Raw genomic sequence first — 17,025 nt, 5'->3', positions numbered from 1 at the left:
GATGTGCAGCTAGTTCGCGCAGTCCGGATCTTGAGAAACAACTGCTATGCAGAGCGCTGATAGTGGCTTTCCTCGTCCTGCAGGAGAAGGCAATGACGAAGGCGTTCGATTCCCCTGACAAAATCGGGCTGGAAGCTATTCAGGCGGTGCGGATCATCGAAAGCGTGGTCGGCAACGCCTGGGCGGCGGACTCGGCCGGCGAGATCGTTTGCGTCAGCCCTGCGGTGCTGTCGCGGCTGGCCTTGACACTCGAGGAGTTCGGCTCCCAGTCGGATGGTGGTTCGCTTGGCTGGAGGCGAATGATCCATCCGGATGATTACGAGCGGTCAGTGGCGCTCTGGCGCTCGTGCCTTGAAAACGGCCAGCACTTTAACATCGAACACCGAACGCTGCGCACAAGCGGTGCTTACGGTTGGAGCCGCACGTCTGCTCAGCCCTTGCGCGATGGTGACGATCGCATCCTTGGATGGTATGGCGCGATAATCGACATTGAGACGTCCGCCGCCGCTCGTTTTGCCGATGCGGCGGAGGTGGTTGCGCAAGAATTGCCAGACTCATTGAGCGCAATTCACCCCGATGATCGAACTGAAGCGGCACACGCAGCCGCGCGGGCATTCTGGACCGGCGTTCCGCAGGTCACTAGACACAGACAGCGACAGCCCAACGGCAAGTATCGGTGGACGGAAACCCGCGCCGAACCCGGGTACAGCGTCAGCGTCGATATCGATGAGTTGGTGACGGATCGCGAGCCTCGTATCGTTACGGCAATCGATGCCGCGGCCGAGCCAGAACCATTACGGTCGGCGAGAGCGGTCGAGAGCATATTCGGCAACGGCTGGGCGTTCGATGCGCGTGGACGCTGGATTTACCTGCATCCGTTTGCCCAGAACTCGCTCGGCGTCACTCCAGAGCAACTGAACGTTTCCGTTGACGAAGGTCACACGGCCTGGAAACAATTGCTGCATCCGGACGATTACGAGCGGACTGCGGCAGTATGGAACCGATGTTTGGAAACGGGGGATGATTTCAACGTCGAGTTCCGCTTCCGTCGCGTATCGGGAAGTTATGTCTGGGCGAGAACTGCCGCCCGGGCCGCCCGCGACACCGGAGGCCGCATCGTGGGTTGGTTCGGCATCGCGCTCGATATCGATGTTTACAAGAAGACCGTTGAGGCGTTGCGTGGCCGAGAGCTGGAACTCTCGCAGCTTGTCAACATGGTCCCGGTTCACATCCGCCGACTGGGCCCCAACGGCGAACCGACCTTCTTCAACAAGCGCCTGCTTGATTTCTATGGCTGGAAAGATCTCGCCCAGCTGGAAACTCCGGCGGGCAGCAGGCTGGCGACGGCGATGGAAATGCTCGTGCATCCGGACGACTCCGCGCATCTCCTGGAAGCGGTCCGCCACTCTGTTGCGACAGGCGAATCTTACGGAATGAAGTATCGATTGCGCCGCTCGGACGGCATCTACCGTTGGGTGGACGGACGCGCGGTGCCGCTGATCGACCAGGAGGGCGCGATCGTAAACTGGTATGCGATCTCGATTGACATCGATGACGAGATGCGTGCGCAGAACGCGTTGCGCGACCGGGAAAGGGAACTCCTGCAGCTCGTCGACATCGTTCCGAGCCTGCTTTGGCGCCTGAACCGGCAGGGCGAACCAACGTTTTTCAACAAGCGGCTGATGTCCTTTCTCGGTCTGGACGAAGCGAGTTCCGAGCAAACAGAGCCCGGTCGTCTGGCGGCAGCCTTCAGAGCGTCCGTGCACCCGGACGATGCTTCCGGTCTCGAGGAGGCACTGGGTCAGTCCGTCGCCACCGGCGAGAACTTCTCAAAACGGTTTCGTCTGCGCCGGTCGGATGGCGTCTATCGCTGGGTTGAAAGCAACGCGGAACCCTTGCGCGACGACAGTGGACAGATCGTACAGTGGTATGGGCTGTCGCACGATATCGACGACCAATTGCGCGTCGAGGAAGCCTTGCGCGAACGGGAGCGGGCACTGTGGCAGCTGGTCGAGACGTTGCCGGCGATGATCGACTGCGCCGCACCAAACGGCGAGCCGGTCTATCGCAGCCAGCAGTTGCGGGAGTTTCTCGGCTATAATCTCGAAGACCTGGATGGAACGGGCAAGTCCCGGCTGGACGCGACGCTTGATGCCGGAGTGCACCCCGACGATGTCGCAGGCGTCAAGGAGAGATATGCGCATTCGCTGGCCACCGGCGAACCCTATGCGCGCAAGCATCGTCTGCGCAGGTTCGACGGCGCTTATCGGTGGGTCGAGACCAGAGCGGCCGCCATGCGCAATCTGGAGGGCGCGATCGTCCAGTGGAACGTCATTTGCCTTGATATCGATGGCGAAGTTCAGGCCGAGGACGAATTGCGTCTTGCGCAAGAAAGATTGTCCAGAGCCAGTCAGTCGGCGAGCCTGGCCGAGCTTTCGGCGTCAATCGCGCACGAGGTGAACCAGCCGTTGGCGGCGATCGTGGCCAACTCCAATGCCTGTCACCGTTGGTTGCTGGCCGAACCGCCGAATCTCGAGCGGGCAAAGATCACCGCCGAACGCATTATCCGTGACGCCAACTCTGCTGCGGAAGTGGTCAGCCGCATCCGCGCTTTGTTCAAGCAGCGTGTCGAGCCGCAGAGCGATACCGATCTCGTGACCGTCATTGCCGAAGCCGTTCAACTCATAGCGGAGGAGGCGATGCGGCGTCGTGTTCGGGTCGACGTGGATATCGAGAAAACCCTTCCTTCCGTTGCGGTAGACCAGGTGCATATTCAACAGGTGCTGGTGAACCTCATTCGCAACGGCATGGACGCGATGGACGTTGTGGGCCGCGACCGGGTCGTTCGTGTCCAGGTCCGACGCGTGGGGGATTTCGTCGCGACGGAGGTCAGCGACAATGGCACGGGGGTCGAGTTTCCGGAACGGGTATTCGAATCCTTTTTTACGACGAAAGTGAACGGAATGGGGATGGGCCTGGCAATTTGTCGTTCGATCATCGAAACGCACGGGGGGCGGCTGTGGGCACAAAACAATGAAACAAATGGCGCAACCTTCACGTTTACCTTGCCGATCGAAGTGGAAGCAGCGGCATGACGAACGACGAATACACGGTTTTCATCGTCGATGACGACAATCGGATCCGCGAGGCCTTGTGCGAGCTTTTGGCCTCGCACGGCATCCAGGCGATCGCCTTCGGATCTGCCGGAGACTATGTCAATTCGGAGAAACCGGATGCGCCTGCCTGTCTGCTTCTGGATATCGAGTTGCCGGACATCAACGGTCTCGATCTTCAAAGTGAAATAGCCACGGGAGAGCATCCGCCGATCGTCTTCATAACCGGTCACGGAGACATACGTTCGTCGGTGCGGGCCATAAAGGATGGCGCGGTCGACTTTTTGACCAAACCGTTTACCGACGCGGATTTGATGGCGGCCATTCATGCGGCGATTGCCGAGGACGAGAAAAGACGGGCCGAGCGCGCGGAGTTCGGAAAGCTGAGGCGACGCTATCTCGACCTGACGCCGCGCGAGCGCGAGGTGCTGCCGCTGGTCATAAGCGGGCTGCTCAACAAGCAGGCGGCCGCAGAACTCGGCATCAGCGAGGTGACCCTGCAGATTCACCGGCGAAACGTGATGCAGAAGATGAAGGCAGGCTCATTTGCCGACCTCGTGCGTATCGCCGAACGTTTGAAGGTACCCATTACGCATGCCCGCAAGACAGGCGTGAAATCGATCGCTTTGCCGCATCGCCAGGTCGTCGCCATCGTTGACGACGATCCGAGATTGCTGGAGTCGCTGGAGGATCTGTTGGAGTCGGCCGGTTACTCGGCGCGCAGCTTCTCGTCTGGCCGATCGCTCCTTTCGGCCGGGCTACCGGGTCTGGATGCGCTGATTACCGATATCGGCATGCCGGGAATGGACGGGTTCGAACTGAGGGACCTGGTCAGGACGAAAGAGCCGAAACTTCCTGTTTTCCTGATGACCGGGCGACACGAGATCGCCGATCAACTGAGTGTGCGCGACCAGACGTGCTGCTTCAGAAAACCGTTCGACGCGCAGGTTCTGCTGGCCACGCTCGCCGCGGCATTGGGCGACCGGCCAATGGAGGGAAACGATGAAACGTGAGGTGCCGCTTGCGCCTAGGGTCGTTCCGCTCGCGCGCCGTCAAGGCGGACGCCCGCTCTTCGTGATCGTCGATGATGCATGCAGTGTGAAACAGAGGCCAATCTGATGCAACACGCTCGAACCAAGACGGAAGAGCCTGCGGAACCGATCGTCTACGTCGTCGACGATGACGAGGCGATGAGGGAAGCGCTGCTCGATTTGTTCATGGTGACCCAAAAGCGGGTGACTGCGTTCTCGAATGGGCCCGAGTTTCTGGAGACGGCGGACATCCGGGCGCCCGGTTGCCTTGTCCTGGATTTCAACATGCCAGGGGGCACGGGTCTGGACCTCCAGGAGCATCTCTCGCTTGCCGGTAGTCGCCTTCCGGTGATCTTTCTGACGGGGCATGCCGATGTTCCGACCAGCGTAAAGGCGATGAAGGCTGGCGCGATGGATTTCATCACCAAGCCGTTCGCCGATCAGGATCTGCTCGAGGCGGTGGAGCGGGCCATCAAGCTCGACGCCGAGCGCCGCAAGGTCGAGGCGGAACGCGACCGGATCCAGGCGCTGGCGGATACACTTTCTCCGCGCGAGCAGGAAGTGATGTTCGCCGTGGTCAGTGGCCTGATGAACAAGCAGGTAGCCTACCAGCTCGGCATCAGCGAAATGACCGTGAAGCTCCATCGGATGAGCGTCATGCGCAAGATGCAAAGCCGTTCGCTGGCGGATCTCGTGCGCAAGATTGAGCTGCTGAGACGGAATTGAGCAGCCGACAGGCCTGCAGGAATCGGTCCTTGCCAGGGAAAGAGAGGCCGCCTGCCCATGGGCAAACGGCCCCTAGGTGTGCCGGCCTTTTGCGGTTGTGCCGCGGGGAGGGGGCTACGACACTCGGGTCATCACCTACCAACGGAGGTGCCGGCTAGGGATGATGATGGAAGCCTACTGCCTTTCACGCATCCGCATCACTATACATTCGTTTAGCGGGCCCGTTCGGATCGCGGTGCTGGTCATCGTTCTGGACAGGCGACGCTGCGGGCATGCATTCCGGCCCGGAACAAGCACGGTCGGCCATTGCCGTAGGCCACAACCTCACTGAAGCAGTTCCGACTTCCTGACGAGGTCGCTGAAGGTCCGGGCCTGCATCTTCTTCATCGCGCTTGCGCGATGAAGCTTGACCATGATTTCGCTGATCCCCAGTTCGTATGCCGCCTGCTTGTTCATCAGACCTTCGGTGACAAGCTTCATGACCTGCCTTTCCCGGGGGGTGAGGCTGGCCGCGCACTGACGGGCATGCTTCCTCCTTGCTGCCACTTCCCGCTGCCTTTTTCCTTCCTCCAAGGCAGCGGCGACCGCGCAAAGCAGGTCATCCACCTCGAAGGGTTTCAACAGGAAATCGACGGCTCCCGCCTTCATGGCAGTGACGCTCGTCGGAACGTCTCCATCGCCGGTCATGAAAACAATCGGAAGGTCGAAACCCGCATCCGACAGCTTCCTTTGGAACTCGATACCGCTCATGCCTGGCAGCTTCACATCGAGCAACAGGCACCCTGCGGCCTCGGGATCGCCCCGTTCGTCGAAATCCGCGGTATCGACGAACGCCTCGGCCTGGATTCCGGTAGAACCAAAGAGTTCCAAGAGCGCCGAGCGAATTCTTTCATCGTCGTCGATAATGTGGACCACGTTCACGTCGGTGACCGCTTCCATGGGGATTGAACCTTCGGGCATCGTTTAGCTCCCTTGATCGTCCAGAACCAACATCCGCACATTTTATCCCACGTGGATTTGCTGGCTATAAAACGAAGGTTTGCCTTCCCGCTGACATTCTCAGACCCTTCCATATGTTCCGTCAGCCGATGGCTCGCAGTCAGGCGCTACAAAGCGCAACACACGGTGCGATCGCCCGAAAGGTGACCTCGATCAGCTGTGCGGGAAAGGCCAGGCGGGAAACACCGATCAGGTTGCTCGCGCATTCCGGCATTTCGGCTCCATACATTTCCTTGCGGACCTTGCCGGCAGCCGCGAACGCGGCGTCGACATCGAGCACGTAAAGTGTCTCTTCGACCACGTCGTCGAGTGAAGCGCCGAATTCGGCAAGGACAGTGACGGCATTGGCGTAGGTCTGCCGCATCTGTTCTTCCATGTTCGAAAAATCGACCGGTCTTCCGGCTGGATCCAGCCTTGCCGGAGCGACGAGGTTGCCGGCCCTGTCATGGCTTAGCTGTCCGGAGACATAGATGATGCCTTTAACCTGCACGGCCTGGGCATAGCCGTAGGCCTTTTCCCAAGGTACACCGAAGTTTGCGGTCCTTTTGATCGGGGAACACATGAGATCCTCCATTTCTTCCTCATTGGCGGCGATCTCAATTCGCAACCGTGCGAAGCCCAGTTCTCTTTCAGTCCGAGTGTGGCAACGAAGGGCGCCGGAGGCGCCCTTCCATGCAACTATTTGGTGATGAAGCTGAGGATGTCCTGGTTGATGACGTCCGCGTGTGTGGTCGCCATGCCGTGAGGGAAACCCTTGTAAATCTTCAGGGTGGAGTTCTTCAGAAGCTGAGCCGAACGGGGGGCGGAAATCGCAAGCGGAACGACCTGGTCGTCATCGCCGTGCAGAACCAGCGCCGGCACGTCGATCATCTTTAGGTCTTCGGTAAAGTCGGTCTCCGAGAAGGCCTTGACGCCAAGGTAATGGGCGTTGGCCGCTCCCATCATCCCCTGTCGCCACCAGTTGTGGCTGATCGCCTCAGACGGCGTCGCGCCCGGACGGTTGAAGCCGTAGAAGGGGCCGTTTGCGATGTCGAGATAGAGCTGCGCCCTGTTGGCCGCAAGGGCCTCGCGGTAGCCGTCGAGCGCTTCGATCGGAAGCCCCTCGGGATTGTTCGGCGTCTTCAGCATCAACGGTGGCACGGCGCCGATCAGGACGAGCTTGGCCACGCGCCCCTTGCCGTGGCGAGCGACGTACCGGGTCGCTTCGCCCCCGCCCGTCGAATGCCCGATATGGATTGCGTTGCGCAGATCCAGTTGCCGCACGAGAGAAGCCACGTCGGCGGCGTAGTGGTCCATGTCATGGCCGCCGCTCACCTGTTCCGATCGCCCGTGACCGCGGCGGTCATGGGCAATGACGCGATAGCCTTTTGCGAGGAAGAAGAGCATCTGGTTGTCCCAGTCATCTCCGCTCAACGGCCAGCCGTGATGAAACACGATCGCTTGCGCGTCGCGCGGTCCCCAATCCTTGTAGAAAATCCTGGTCGAGTCCTCTGTCGTTAGGTATCCGTGACCGGGTTGCTCGGCTGTCATGGCCATTCCTTTCTGTGCTGGTCGTGCCGCATCAAATGGTGGTTTCAGGCCGCAATGCTCAGCTCCCGAGACACGGCCTCGCGGAGGGCGCGGTCGTTAGCGGAGGACCGTTTCGACGCCCTGGCGCGGACCTGTTTCTCCGGGAGTAACGGCTGGCAAGCGACGTGAAGACGCTAGCACCTGGTGCATGGTGGGAAAGGTATACCTTGGTTTCGGCGACCTCTCGCGGCCGCTTAAGGGCCCGAAGGTCAACGCGATGGCTTAGGACTTTAAAGGCGTAAGGCGTGGACCTCGACGGCAGTCTCCATACCCTCGAGCATGTGTCGCCCGAGCGGTTCGGTCTGCCCGTGGCAGGCTGCCGCATCCACGAAGTCTGCCGAAAGAAGGACGGGACGGTGCAGGCGCTTGGTCAGAGCCTCGAGCTTGAAGGCCCTGTTGACGGCTGACCCGATCACGGTGAAGTCGAGACGGTGTCTTGAACCGATGTTGCCGTAGCTGACCTCACCGAGGTGGACGCCTATGCCGAAGCGCATCCGGTCGTCCTGCGTCCAAAGCCGGGATGCCGCCTGAAACCCCTCCCGGACCGCCGCGATGAGGTGCATGCAGGCCTGCGCCTGGTCCATGGGAAAAATGGCGAGCAGACCGTCTCCGATAAATTTCAGGATTTCTCCGCCATGCTGTTCGATCGGCTCTCCGACGGCGTCAAAGAAGTCGTTCAATATCTCGATCAGCTCGTCACGCGGCAATCGGTTGGAAAGACGGGTGAAATCTCTCAGATCAAAGACGAGGATCGCAGCATCGATCGTCGCGCCGGTCCCGCGCCGGGTTGCGCCACGCAACACTTCCGCAGCGGCATGAGAGCCGACGTAGGTGTCCAGCAGCGTGCGGGCCAGCTGGCCTTTGACGCGGATTTCGGTGACTAGCGAAAGCCAGGGCAAAAGCGCGTCGAACAGCGCCAGTTCCTCTGCGCAAAAGCCGCCATGCCGGTCGGTGGCAGAGGTGAGGAGGTGGCGACGGCCCTGCGTATGATCGAGTGGCCAGGCGGCGTAGTCGGTGTGGCCGGCGTGCCTCAGGTCCTCATAGACCGCAAAACGATGTGGACCGACGATCTGCAGCTTCTGCCGAACGCGCAGTCCGCTGACGATCGCCAGTTGAAAGGGGCTGCGACGAAAGGCGTCGGTTGCCTCGACGTCATAAGCGATGGTCTCGACTTTGGCGATCGACTGTCCGGGCACCCAGGTCAGGCGTGTACCCAGCCATTGCGGATGGTGCACGCGAAGGTGAAGCGTCGCCCTGCTCAAGGCGACGCCGCAGCGCATGAGCCGACCGCAGAGTTCGGCAAAAACCGTCTCTGCCAAGGGCTCGTCGCGGATCCCGGTCGCGAGCCAGCGCAGGATCTGCTCGCGCGTTTCAGTCTTCAGTTTCAATCCCATGGCCTTCGGCAATCGCATCCGTGTCGATGGGAAGTTCGGAGCGCCAACCGTTCGATCAAATGAGAACGACCGGTCGATTGATGTCTCACTGCGCACCGTGGGTAGCAATCGACAGGTTGTTCTAGTGAGAGCAGTCGCTGGTTCGCTCGGGCGAAGGCCTTTCGGTTAGTAGTCCCACCATGCCGGAACCCAGCGGTAAAGGTCGCCGGCGGTTGCCACACGGCCGACCGACGGGAACGGCATGTGCGTGGAAACCAGCCACGAGCCGGTCTCCGCCAGTTCTTTCATGAGCCGCAGTCGAACGCGGGTCGCCTCTTCGGGGTCGTGTTCGAAGCCGTTGTGCCACTCGGGGTGGTCGAAGGAGACGGGGAACAGGGCGTCGCCGCAGAACATCAGCCGCTCGCCATCGGACGAAATGCGCACCACGCTGTGCCCGGGGGTGTGGCCGCCGGTACGGGTGACGACCACGCCTGGAGCAACGTGTGCTTCCTGGTCGAAGGTCCGTAAATGGCTGCGATACGCATTCATGAATTCAAGGGATGCCCTGCGCGCCAGGTCGGCGAGCGCCGGCGGCATGGCGGTCTGCGAGAAATCGGGCGCCTGCCAGAACGTGGTCTCGGCGGCGCATACGTGGACGCGCAGATCCGGGCGCATGCGCTCCTTGACGCCTTCGACCAGCAGCCCGCCGACATGGTCGAAGTGCATGTGCGTCAGCACCACGTCGGTCACGGCGGCAAGATCGACGCCGGCGGCCTCCAGTCGATAGACGAACTGTCCGGCCCGCGGGAAATCGGGATACTCCTCGCCAAGACCGCTGTCGATGAGGATCGTCTGGTCGCCGCTGCGCACGACAACGGCGTTCAGCGCCCAATCGAAGGCAACCTTTGACAGAAACCTGTCGTCCAGCCACGCGCCCCGCACCTCGGGGTCTGCGTTGGTGGCCATCGACTCGGCCGGTGGGGTCAAGATGCCATCGCTGATGACCAAGACGTCGATGTCACCGACCTGCACCGCATAGCGTGAAGGAACCAGCTCATCCGGTACGGGTCTTTCCTGCGAGACGATCTTTCGAGAACGCGTTTGTACATTCGACATGATGTGCTCCTGTTTTCGCGGTTGAAATGCGCCGGTCAGGGTTACATCGCGGAGTCTAGGGTCGGGTCCTTGGGCGGTCGAGCTACACCTGAGTATGGGTCCGTCCGTGTTCGCTCCCCATCAAGCGCGTTCTTGCGCTTCAATCAGCCCGCCACGCGCTTTGCCCGGGCCAACCTTGGAGGGAGCCGACCTCCCCAAACCTGCGTATAGTTTTGGCGGTCCGGTCAGTCGCCTAGCCTTGGTCCGGTATGCGCAAGCGACCGTCGTTCGGTGCGTGACATCACGAATGTGCCGGATGGCGAGATCGCAGGCGGATTGCACTTCATGACACCCACAGAGGTTAAACTGATCGCTCTGTCCGGCGCGCAGTCACGGCTGGACGTATCCGAGTACTGCCGAAGCGCGGGCATCTGCGAAGCCGAGGAGCGACGACTGCTGTTGCTCCTTGGGAGGGAGGCGTCCTGCCACGAACTCCAGATGAACATCGTACAGCGCCGAATGCGAGCGCGTTAGCGACCAGTCAAGGTTGCTTCGCCGAACACACGCGCTGCGGGCGGCAAGCAACAATGCTCAGTCGGGCAACCCTGCGCGTCGCAATCCATCGGCAAACCGCTTGAAATCGTCTGCTCGATGGATCGGCAGCCAATCGCGCAGATTGGAAACGCGCAAGGCAGGATCAAGCTGCCGCAGGCGCTGCATGTAGCGCCTTGCCTCGTCGGGACGACCGGCAAGCGCATGGCTGGCCGCCGCAAGCGCGACCGCCACGAGCAGGCTTGGCAAGTTCGCAAGTGCCTTCTCGGCCCAGACCAGCGCATCGTCGTAGTGTCCGGAAAAGAAATGCGCGATCGCCGTTCCCGTCTGCATTCGGAACATCTCCGGATCGAGCGGGCTCAGGCGAACGGCATGGGCGAGATCCTTGATCGCGCTCTCCGTCTCACCCCGAAAGACGCGCAGCACGCCACCCAGGAACCATGCGAGTGCGAAGTTCGGATTGAGCAGCCGGGCCCTGTCGATCAACGCTATGCCGGCGTCGAGATCGTCGGTGAGATGACCAAGCGCGTGACCTCCTCTGGTGAGCGCCACGGCGTCGTCCCGGCCAAGCTCAACCGCGCGCCGCGCCAGCCGCGCCCCCTCGGCGATCTCGGCCGTGCGGTCGACCATCCAGCCATTGAGCTTGCGCCAGAAGAAGCACCAGGCGGCGCCGGCATAGGCTGCGGCAAATTCCTCGTCGAGCGCGATCGATTTGTAGAAGAGAGGCAGTGCAGCTTCGAGCGCCCCGCGGGTGCCGCTGTGCAGTTTCGCCATGCCGCGAAGATAGTAGTCGTACGCGTCCAGACTTTCGGTCGGCTTGCGCTTGGCCCGCTCGATCTCGATGCGTTCGAGTTGCGGCGCGATCGCGCCGACGACGCTTTCAGCTATCCCATCCTGCAGTTCGAAGATGTCGTCGAAGGTGCCCTCGAAGCGCTCGGCCCAAAGATGGGCCCCGGTCGTGGCGTCGACGAGCTGTCCGGTGATGCGGACCTTGTTTCCCGATTTGCGCACGCTCCCCTCCAGAACGTAGCGCACGCCAAGCTCGCGACCGACCTCGGCCGCCTCCACGGTCCGGTCCTTATAGGTGAAGCTCGAATTGCGTGCGATGACGAACAGCCAGCGGATCCGCGAAAGCGCGGTGATGATGTCCTCCACCACCCCGTCCGTAAAATACTCTTGCTCCGGATCGCCGCTCAGGTTCTGAAAGGGCAGGACGGTTATCGAGGGTTTTTCGGGCAGGGCGAATGCCGGCGCCGCCACGCGTGCTTCGCCAGAACTGCCATCGACGACACTCAGGTCCCGCGCAAGGCCTTCGGTTTCGGCCTCGACGAGGCTGACATCGGCGACGAAGCGGAAGCCCTTGCGGGGGATCGTGCGCACCAGATGCTGCTCGTCGCCCCTGTCGCCGATCGCCTTGCGAACGGCGTTTATGTGGCTGGTGATGGTCGATTCCGACACGATCCGACCGCCCCAGACGGCGAGCAGCAGATCATCCTTGCCGACGACCCTGTCGCGGTTTTCGATGAGGTGTTGCAACAGGTCGAAGACCTGCGGGCCGACCGCGACCACCTGCCCGCGCAGGGTCAATTCCCGGCGTTCCGAATCGAGCAGATAGCCTGCGAACTTGAACTGCACATCAGCCTCCTGGCCCGCCTTGCCTGAACCACGATCGTGCGTCGGCAAGGCTTTGCCTTGGGACCACACAACCCCTTGGACGGACAATCAAGCTATTCTCAAGGATAATTCAAGATGGTTCCAAGGACTTCCGCGGCGCGCACGGACACACTCGGCCCAGATCGGCAGCAATGGTGCAACCGAGAAAAAGCAGAGTGAACCCATGAAGATCGTCGTCATCGGAGGCACCGGCCTTATCGGATCGAAACTTGTGAAAAGCCTGCGCGAGCGCGGCCACGACGTGCTTGCGGCTTCGCCGAACACGGGCGTCAATACGATCACGCGTGAAGGCCTGGCTGCAGCGATGGATCGCACGGATGTCGTCGTCGATGTCGCCAACGCTCCGGTTTGGGACGACAAGGCTGTTCTCGACTTCTTCGAGACGTCGGGGCGCAATCTTTTGGCAGCGGAAGCCGCGGCCGGCGTTCGCCACCACATTGCGCTGTCGATCGTCGGCAGCGAACGGCTGCCCGACAACGGCTATTTTCGAGCGAAGGTGGCGCAGGAAAACCTCATCAAGGCATCCGGAATTCCGTACACGATCCTGCGGGCCACGCAGTTTTTTGAGTTTGTCGGCGGTATTGCCCAATCGTCGACGGTCGACGACGAGGTTCGAGTTTCCCCGGCACTGTTCCAGCCCATCGCTTCTGACGACGTTGCTGCAGCGCTTGCCGATGTCGCCATCGAAGCGCCGGTCAACCGAACGATCGAAGTCGCCGGACCGGAGGCCATGCCGCTCGACGAGGTCGTCAGGCAATTTCTGCGGGCAACGAAGGACGGTCGAAAGGTCGTTCCCGACGTTCATGCGCGCTATTTCGGCGCGTTGCTCGATGACCGATCGCTGACCCCCGGCAACGACCCGCGGCTCGGCGCAATCCGCTTCGTCGATTGGGTCGGACAGCAGGCCGGGCTCTGAAGTCGCGAGCATCTAGATCCGCAAGCTGGCGGCGTCCGGTCGACGCGCGGCTCTGACATCCTCCTTGCAGTGCGGCCGCGGCCGACGAAATTCAACGGGAACCGAAACGATGGACACGCTCGAGGACAGGATTGCCAATGCCACGGGAAGCACCTCGACCGGTGCGACCGGAAAGCGATCCAGCAAACGGAAGAAGCTCGGCATGTTGCTGTGCCTGGGTGCTGCGGTGGCCATCGCAGGCGGTTGGGCCTGGTCGCGTCCGGGCGGCGAGGCATCGACGGATAATGCCTATGTTCGCGGCGATGTGACCTCGCTGGCGCCGAAGATTGCCGGGTATGTCGTAGCCGTCGAGGTTCAGGACAATCAGAGTGTCCGGACCGGCGATGTGCTTTTCCGGATCGATGACAGGGACTATCGGGCTCGGCTCGCTCAGGCTGCGGCCAATGTCGAAGCTGCGAAGGCTCGACTGGTCAATGTCGATGCGGAGACCGAGCTCCAGCACGCCCTAATTCGCCAGGCCGAAGCCCAGAAGCTGTCGGCCGTCGCGGAGATGAATCTCGCCGCCAAGGCATATGAACGCCGGCGCGAACTGATCCGCAGCAACACAATCAGTCAGGCCCATGTCGACGAAAGCGATGCGGCGCGGTCGAAAACGCAGGCAGGCGTATCGGCGGCCGCAGCAACCATCGAAGCGCAGAAGCAACGCATCGCCGTCCTTGCAGCGCAGCGGGAGGCCGCCGTCGCGGCCGTGGCCCAGGCCGAGGCTGCGCGCGATCTTTCCCGGATCGACCTCGAAAGCACGATCGTGCGCGCCCCGGTCGGTGGCATCATCGGCAACCGTCAGGTCCGCGTCGGCCGTTTCGTCGCACCCGGAACTTCCCTGCTCGACATCGTTCCCGTCGACGACGTGTGGGTCGTCGCCAATTTCAAGGAAACGCAACTCGAGCACATCCAGCCGGGCCAGCGTGTCCGGATCACCATCGACGGATATCCGGGGCAGGTCCTTGAAGGCCGGGTTGACAGCTTTGCGCCGGGCAGCGGTTCGGCCTTCAGCCTGCTGCCATCGGACAACGCAACCGGCAACTTCGTTCGCGTCGTCCAGCGGGTACCGGTCAAGATCCGCTTTGCGCGGAACCCATTGGCTGGTCGCCTCGTGCCCGGTCTGTCGGCAAGGGTCGACGTGGATCTCGGGAGCGGGTCATGACCACGCACGTAGCCGGCAGAGTGAAACACAACACATCTGTATCGGGCACGCTGCTCGTCGTCGGCATCGTGCTCGCGGCGTTGACTGAGGCGATTGCCAGCACCATTCTTTCGCTCAGCCGCGGCGACATCATCGGCGACATCTATGCCACGCCGGACGAATTCGCCTGGCTCGACGTCGGTTACACGGCCTTCAAGCTCATCGGCTTCATGGTCGCGGCTTCGATGTTCAACCGTATCCGGCCGATCACTCTCGTCATCGGTTCGACGCTCGTCATGGGGCTCGCATCCGGGATGGCGTCCGCGACGACGTCGTTCGAATTCCTGGTTGCGCTGCGGGTCATTCAGGGACTTGCCGGCGGTGTCCTCCTCGTCGCGGGGCAGGCCACCATCTTCTTCGCCTTTCGCAGCGCCCATCAGCCGATCCTTCAGGCGCTGTTTGCGATGGGCGCCGTGGTTGCCCCCGCAACGCTCGCCCCAGCACTTCAGGGGTGGTTGCTGGACAACCAGTCCTGGACCTGGATCTTCTACTGCAATGTCGTGCTGTCTCTCGGCGCCGCCGGACTTCTGTTGATGGTCCAGGATCCGGTACCCGTCACGATGCGACAACGTCCCTTCGACTGGGTCGGGCTGGCGCTGGTTTCCGTCGCGCTCTTCTGCTTCAGCTATATCCTTAGTCAGGGAAGCCGCTGGGACTGGTTCGAAGAGCCGCGCATCCTTTGGCTCTCGGTCGCGGGCGTGGCCTCACTGTTCTTGTTTCTCGGGCAGCAGGTATTGCGCAAGGGCGTTGGCCTCCTCGACTTTAGCCTGTTCAGATCTGACGATTTCGCCTTTGCCTTCATCGTCAGCTTCGTCGCCGGCGCGGCACTGTTTGGCAGCGCCTTCCTGATCCCGTCTTTCGCCGTATCCGTTCTGGCCTTCACGCCGACCGATGCGGGCCTGCTGCTCCTGCCGAGCGGCGCCGTCTTCGTCGGGTCCCTCATCCTGGCCGCCTTCCTGATGCAGGTCCGCCGGCTCCCTCCATTCGCAACCGTGCCCTTCGGTATCCTGCTGATCATGCTGTCCATGTGGATGCTGTCGGGATCGACGAGTGAAAGCGGTGCTGCCGACATGATGGCCGCGATCCTTTTGCGCGGCCTCGGACTTGGTTTCCTGTTCCTGTCGATCACGCTGATTGCCTTTACCAATCTCGACAGGCGAAACCTGGCCTCCGGGATCGGACTCTTCAACACCGGGCGCCAGCTCGGCGGCCTTGTCGGCGTTGCCGGGCTTCAGACCCTCATCGACCACAACGTCGCTGCCAATGTCGCGGTCCTCGGCGCGCACGTCAACGCGGGAGGGCAGGCGGTCATCGACCGTCTGGCTGCAACGACCGCCATGCTGGCGGCGCGGGGCATGGATGCCGTTCCTGCCAGCCGCGGCGCGATGGCGCTTCTTGGCCGGGCTGTTGCCGGACAGTCAATCGTGATTGCCTTCGACACCGCGTTCATTGTCGTGGCGCTGCTGTTCGTGGTCGCAGCGCCCATGCTCGTGGGCATCAAGATCGGATTGGCACGGCGCGCCAAAGCACGCCGGACACACACCGACCGTTGACCGACCGGGCCGCCCTAAACCGAGGTATAGCTCGACCGTCAACATTGCTCGAACCTAGAGTCCGCAAACGTGAACGGCACGTTTCATCAGGGCAAACAGGAGAACAGCATGACGCCGGCAGAAGCAAGATCACACACGAACACGGCCGCGGAACCCGCGCTGGCCGGGCGGTCGGCTCCGGAAGAGCTGGTTCCGTCGCGTTATGCCGTGCGGGTCGGTGACATCGAGGTGCTGGTGGTCAGCGACGGGGTGTTGCCATTGCCAACCACGATGTTGGGACACAACGCCGACGCCGCCGATCGGGCAGCGTGGCTTGGCGAAATGTTCCTGCCGGCCGACGCCTTCGATTGGTCGCTGAACGTGGTCGTGGTACGAAGCGGCGCACAAACTATTCTCATCGATGCTGGGCTTGGCCTGGATCCGGACCTGAACCTGCCGCGTGCGGGGCAACTGATCAGGCGGCTGACGGCTGCAGGCATCGACCTTGGGTCCGTGACCGATGTGGTTCTGACGCACATGCACATGGACCATATCGGCGGACTGCTCGTCGATGGCGTGAAGGAGCAGTTGCGTCCGGACTTGCGGATCCACGTCGCCGCCGCAGAGATCAAATTCTGGGAATCGCCCGATTTCACCCATGCGGTCATGCCGCAGGGTTTCCCGGACGCGCTCAGGGCAACCGCCAAGCGTTTCGCGAACGAGTATCGCAACCATCTCCGACCGTTCGAGGACGCGTGCGAGGTCGCGCCGGGCGTGGTTGCCGAGCGCACCGGCGGCCATACGCCCGGACACTGCGTGGTCCGCGTCGCCTCGGGAGGCGACCGGCTGATGTTTGCCGGCGACGCCCTGTTCGCCGTCGCCTTCGACCATCCCGACTGGTACAACGGCTTTGAGCACGACCCCGAGGAGGCGGCTCGCGTTCGGGTGCGTCTCATGAAGGAACTGGCCGAGACCGGATCGTCGCTGGTGGCCACGCACCTGCCTTTCCCATCCGTCGGGCATGTAGCGATCGATGGCAATCGCTTCCGGTGGGTTCCGGTGTTCTGGGACTACTGACGTCTCCAACGGAGCGATTGGCGCGCGACTACCGCCGGTTCGCCTCGTCCTCCGCCCCCTGCAGAGCACGGCCGATGGTTTGAAGTTGCATGGCGACAAGGGCGGGCTCGCCCTTGTCGGTGCCA

Annotated in this window: 13 protein-coding genes and 1 pseudogene; 8 read left to right on the top strand and 6 right to left on the bottom strand. The window is 62.0% G+C overall.

Annotated features, from left to right (window positions below):
* The first annotated feature begins 92 nt into the window (after positions 1 to 92).
* The 4 genes and pseudogenes from M2267_RS12990 to M2267_RS12975 all read left to right on the top strand — a co-directional run bounded on the left by M2267_RS12990 (position 93) and on the right by M2267_RS12975 (position 4,870).
* Complete coding sequence (locus M2267_RS12990) at positions 93 to 3,095, top strand: PAS domain-containing protein (protein WP_429114887.1); 3,003 nt, start codon at positions 93 to 95, stop codon at positions 3,093 to 3,095.
* Positions 3,092 to 3,724, top strand: a pseudogene (locus M2267_RS12985) (response regulator transcription factor); the annotation flags it as partial. The gene M2267_RS12990 and the pseudogene M2267_RS12985, both read left to right, overlap by 4 nt.
* On the top strand, positions 3,725 to 4,126 hold the full coding sequence (locus M2267_RS12980; protein WP_429115109.1) for a response regulator: 402 nt from the start codon (positions 3,725 to 3,727) through the stop codon (positions 4,124 to 4,126).
* 105 nt (positions 4,127 to 4,231) lie between these two features.
* On the top strand, positions 4,232 to 4,870 hold the full coding sequence (locus tag M2267_RS12975; protein WP_429115108.1) for a response regulator transcription factor: 639 nt from the start codon (positions 4,232 to 4,234) through the stop codon (positions 4,868 to 4,870).
* 324 nt (positions 4,871 to 5,194) lie between these two features.
* Here M2267_RS12975 and M2267_RS12970 read toward each other — a convergent pair whose 3' ends face one another.
* The 6 genes from M2267_RS12970 to M2267_RS12945 form a co-directional block, all read right to left on the bottom strand.
* The gene (locus tag M2267_RS12970) at positions 5,195 to 5,830 is read right to left on the bottom strand and encodes a response regulator transcription factor (RefSeq protein WP_429114886.1); all 636 of its coding nucleotides are present in this window, start codon (positions 5,828 to 5,830) and stop codon (positions 5,195 to 5,197) included.
* Between the two features lie 139 nt (positions 5,831 to 5,969).
* Positions 5,970 to 6,431, bottom strand: a complete 462-nt coding sequence (locus tag M2267_RS12965) for a Rid family hydrolase (protein ID WP_429114885.1) — start codon at positions 6,429 to 6,431, stop codon at positions 5,970 to 5,972.
* A 116-nt stretch (positions 6,432 to 6,547) separates the two neighbouring features.
* Positions 6,548 to 7,399, bottom strand: coding sequence for an alpha/beta fold hydrolase (locus M2267_RS12960; RefSeq protein ID WP_429114884.1), 852 nt, complete (start codon positions 7,397 to 7,399; stop codon positions 6,548 to 6,550).
* 269 nt (positions 7,400 to 7,668) lie between these two features.
* On the bottom strand, positions 7,669 to 8,832 hold the full coding sequence (locus M2267_RS12955; protein ID WP_429114883.1) for an adenylate/guanylate cyclase domain-containing protein: 1,164 nt from the start codon (positions 8,830 to 8,832) through the stop codon (positions 7,669 to 7,671).
* A 165-nt stretch (positions 8,833 to 8,997) separates the two neighbouring features.
* Positions 8,998 to 9,927 (bottom strand): MBL fold metallo-hydrolase, encoded by a 930-nt coding sequence (locus M2267_RS12950; protein ID WP_429114882.1) that lies wholly within the window; start codon positions 9,925 to 9,927, stop codon positions 8,998 to 9,000.
* 570 nt (positions 9,928 to 10,497) lie between these two features.
* Positions 10,498 to 12,093, bottom strand: coding sequence for a winged helix-turn-helix domain-containing tetratricopeptide repeat protein (locus M2267_RS12945; protein WP_429114881.1), 1,596 nt, complete (start codon positions 12,091 to 12,093; stop codon positions 10,498 to 10,500).
* A gap of 202 nt (positions 12,094 to 12,295) precedes the next feature.
* On the opposite strand from M2267_RS12945, the gene M2267_RS12940 reads away from it, so the two are divergent.
* The 4 genes from M2267_RS12940 to M2267_RS12925 all read left to right on the top strand — a co-directional run bounded on the left by M2267_RS12940 (position 12,296) and on the right by M2267_RS12925 (position 16,900).
* Positions 12,296 to 13,048 (top strand): SDR family oxidoreductase, encoded by a 753-nt coding sequence (locus M2267_RS12940; protein WP_429114880.1) that lies wholly within the window; start codon positions 12,296 to 12,298, stop codon positions 13,046 to 13,048.
* A gap of 109 nt (positions 13,049 to 13,157) precedes the next feature.
* Positions 13,158 to 14,252, top strand: coding sequence for an HlyD family secretion protein (locus M2267_RS12935; protein WP_429114879.1), 1,095 nt, complete (start codon positions 13,158 to 13,160; stop codon positions 14,250 to 14,252).
* Positions 14,249 to 15,844: a DHA2 family efflux MFS transporter permease subunit gene (locus tag M2267_RS12930; RefSeq protein ID WP_429114878.1), complete on the top strand. Its 1,596-nt coding sequence runs from the start codon at positions 14,249 to 14,251 to the stop codon at positions 15,842 to 15,844. The genes M2267_RS12935 and M2267_RS12930 overlap by 4 nt, the downstream gene beginning before the upstream one ends.
* A gap of 108 nt (positions 15,845 to 15,952) precedes the next feature.
* On the top strand, positions 15,953 to 16,900 hold the full coding sequence (locus M2267_RS12925; protein WP_429114877.1) for an MBL fold metallo-hydrolase: 948 nt from the start codon (positions 15,953 to 15,955) through the stop codon (positions 16,898 to 16,900).
* Positions 16,901 to 17,025: the final 125 nt, after the last annotated feature.

It is taken from the genome of Ensifer sp. KUDG1, assembly GCF_050434285.1.
Lineage (GTDB): Bacteria > Pseudomonadota > Alphaproteobacteria > Rhizobiales > Rhizobiaceae > Ensifer.
The sequence above is the reverse complement of the archived record's forward strand: the minus strand, read 5'-3'. Positions and strand labels throughout refer to the sequence as shown.

What these genes read in the sequence shown, in the direction of transcription:
- M2267_RS12990 (WP_429114887.1), top strand. Translation starts at nt 93, where the DNA reads ATGACGAAGGCGTTCGATTCCCCTGACAAAATCGGGCTGGAAGCTATT.
- M2267_RS12975 (WP_429115108.1), top strand. Translation starts at nt 4,232, where the DNA reads ATGCAACACGCTCGAACCAAGACGGAAGAGCCTGCGGAACCGATCGTC.
- M2267_RS12970 (WP_429114886.1), bottom strand. Translation starts at nt 5,830, where the DNA reads ATGCCCGAAGGTTCAATCCCCATGGAAGCGGTCACCGACGTGAACGTG.
- M2267_RS12965 (WP_429114885.1), bottom strand. Translation starts at nt 6,431, where the DNA reads ATGTGTTCCCCGATCAAAAGGACCGCAAACTTCGGTGTACCTTGGGAA.
- M2267_RS12960 (WP_429114884.1), bottom strand. Translation starts at nt 7,399, where the DNA reads ATGACAGCCGAGCAACCCGGTCACGGATACCTAACGACAGAGGACTCG.
- M2267_RS12955 (WP_429114883.1), bottom strand. Translation starts at nt 8,832, where the DNA reads ATGGGATTGAAACTGAAGACTGAAACGCGCGAGCAGATCCTGCGCTGG.
- M2267_RS12950 (WP_429114882.1), bottom strand. Translation starts at nt 9,927, where the DNA reads ATGTCGAATGTACAAACGCGTTCTCGAAAGATCGTCTCGCAGGAAAGA.
- M2267_RS12940 (WP_429114880.1), top strand. Translation starts at nt 12,296, where the DNA reads ATGAAGATCGTCGTCATCGGAGGCACCGGCCTTATCGGATCGAAACTT.
- M2267_RS12935 (WP_429114879.1), top strand. Translation starts at nt 13,158, where the DNA reads ATGGACACGCTCGAGGACAGGATTGCCAATGCCACGGGAAGCACCTCG.
- M2267_RS12930 (WP_429114878.1), top strand. Translation starts at nt 14,249, where the DNA reads ATGACCACGCACGTAGCCGGCAGAGTGAAACACAACACATCTGTATCG.
- M2267_RS12925 (WP_429114877.1), top strand. Translation starts at nt 15,953, where the DNA reads ATGACGCCGGCAGAAGCAAGATCACACACGAACACGGCCGCGGAACCC.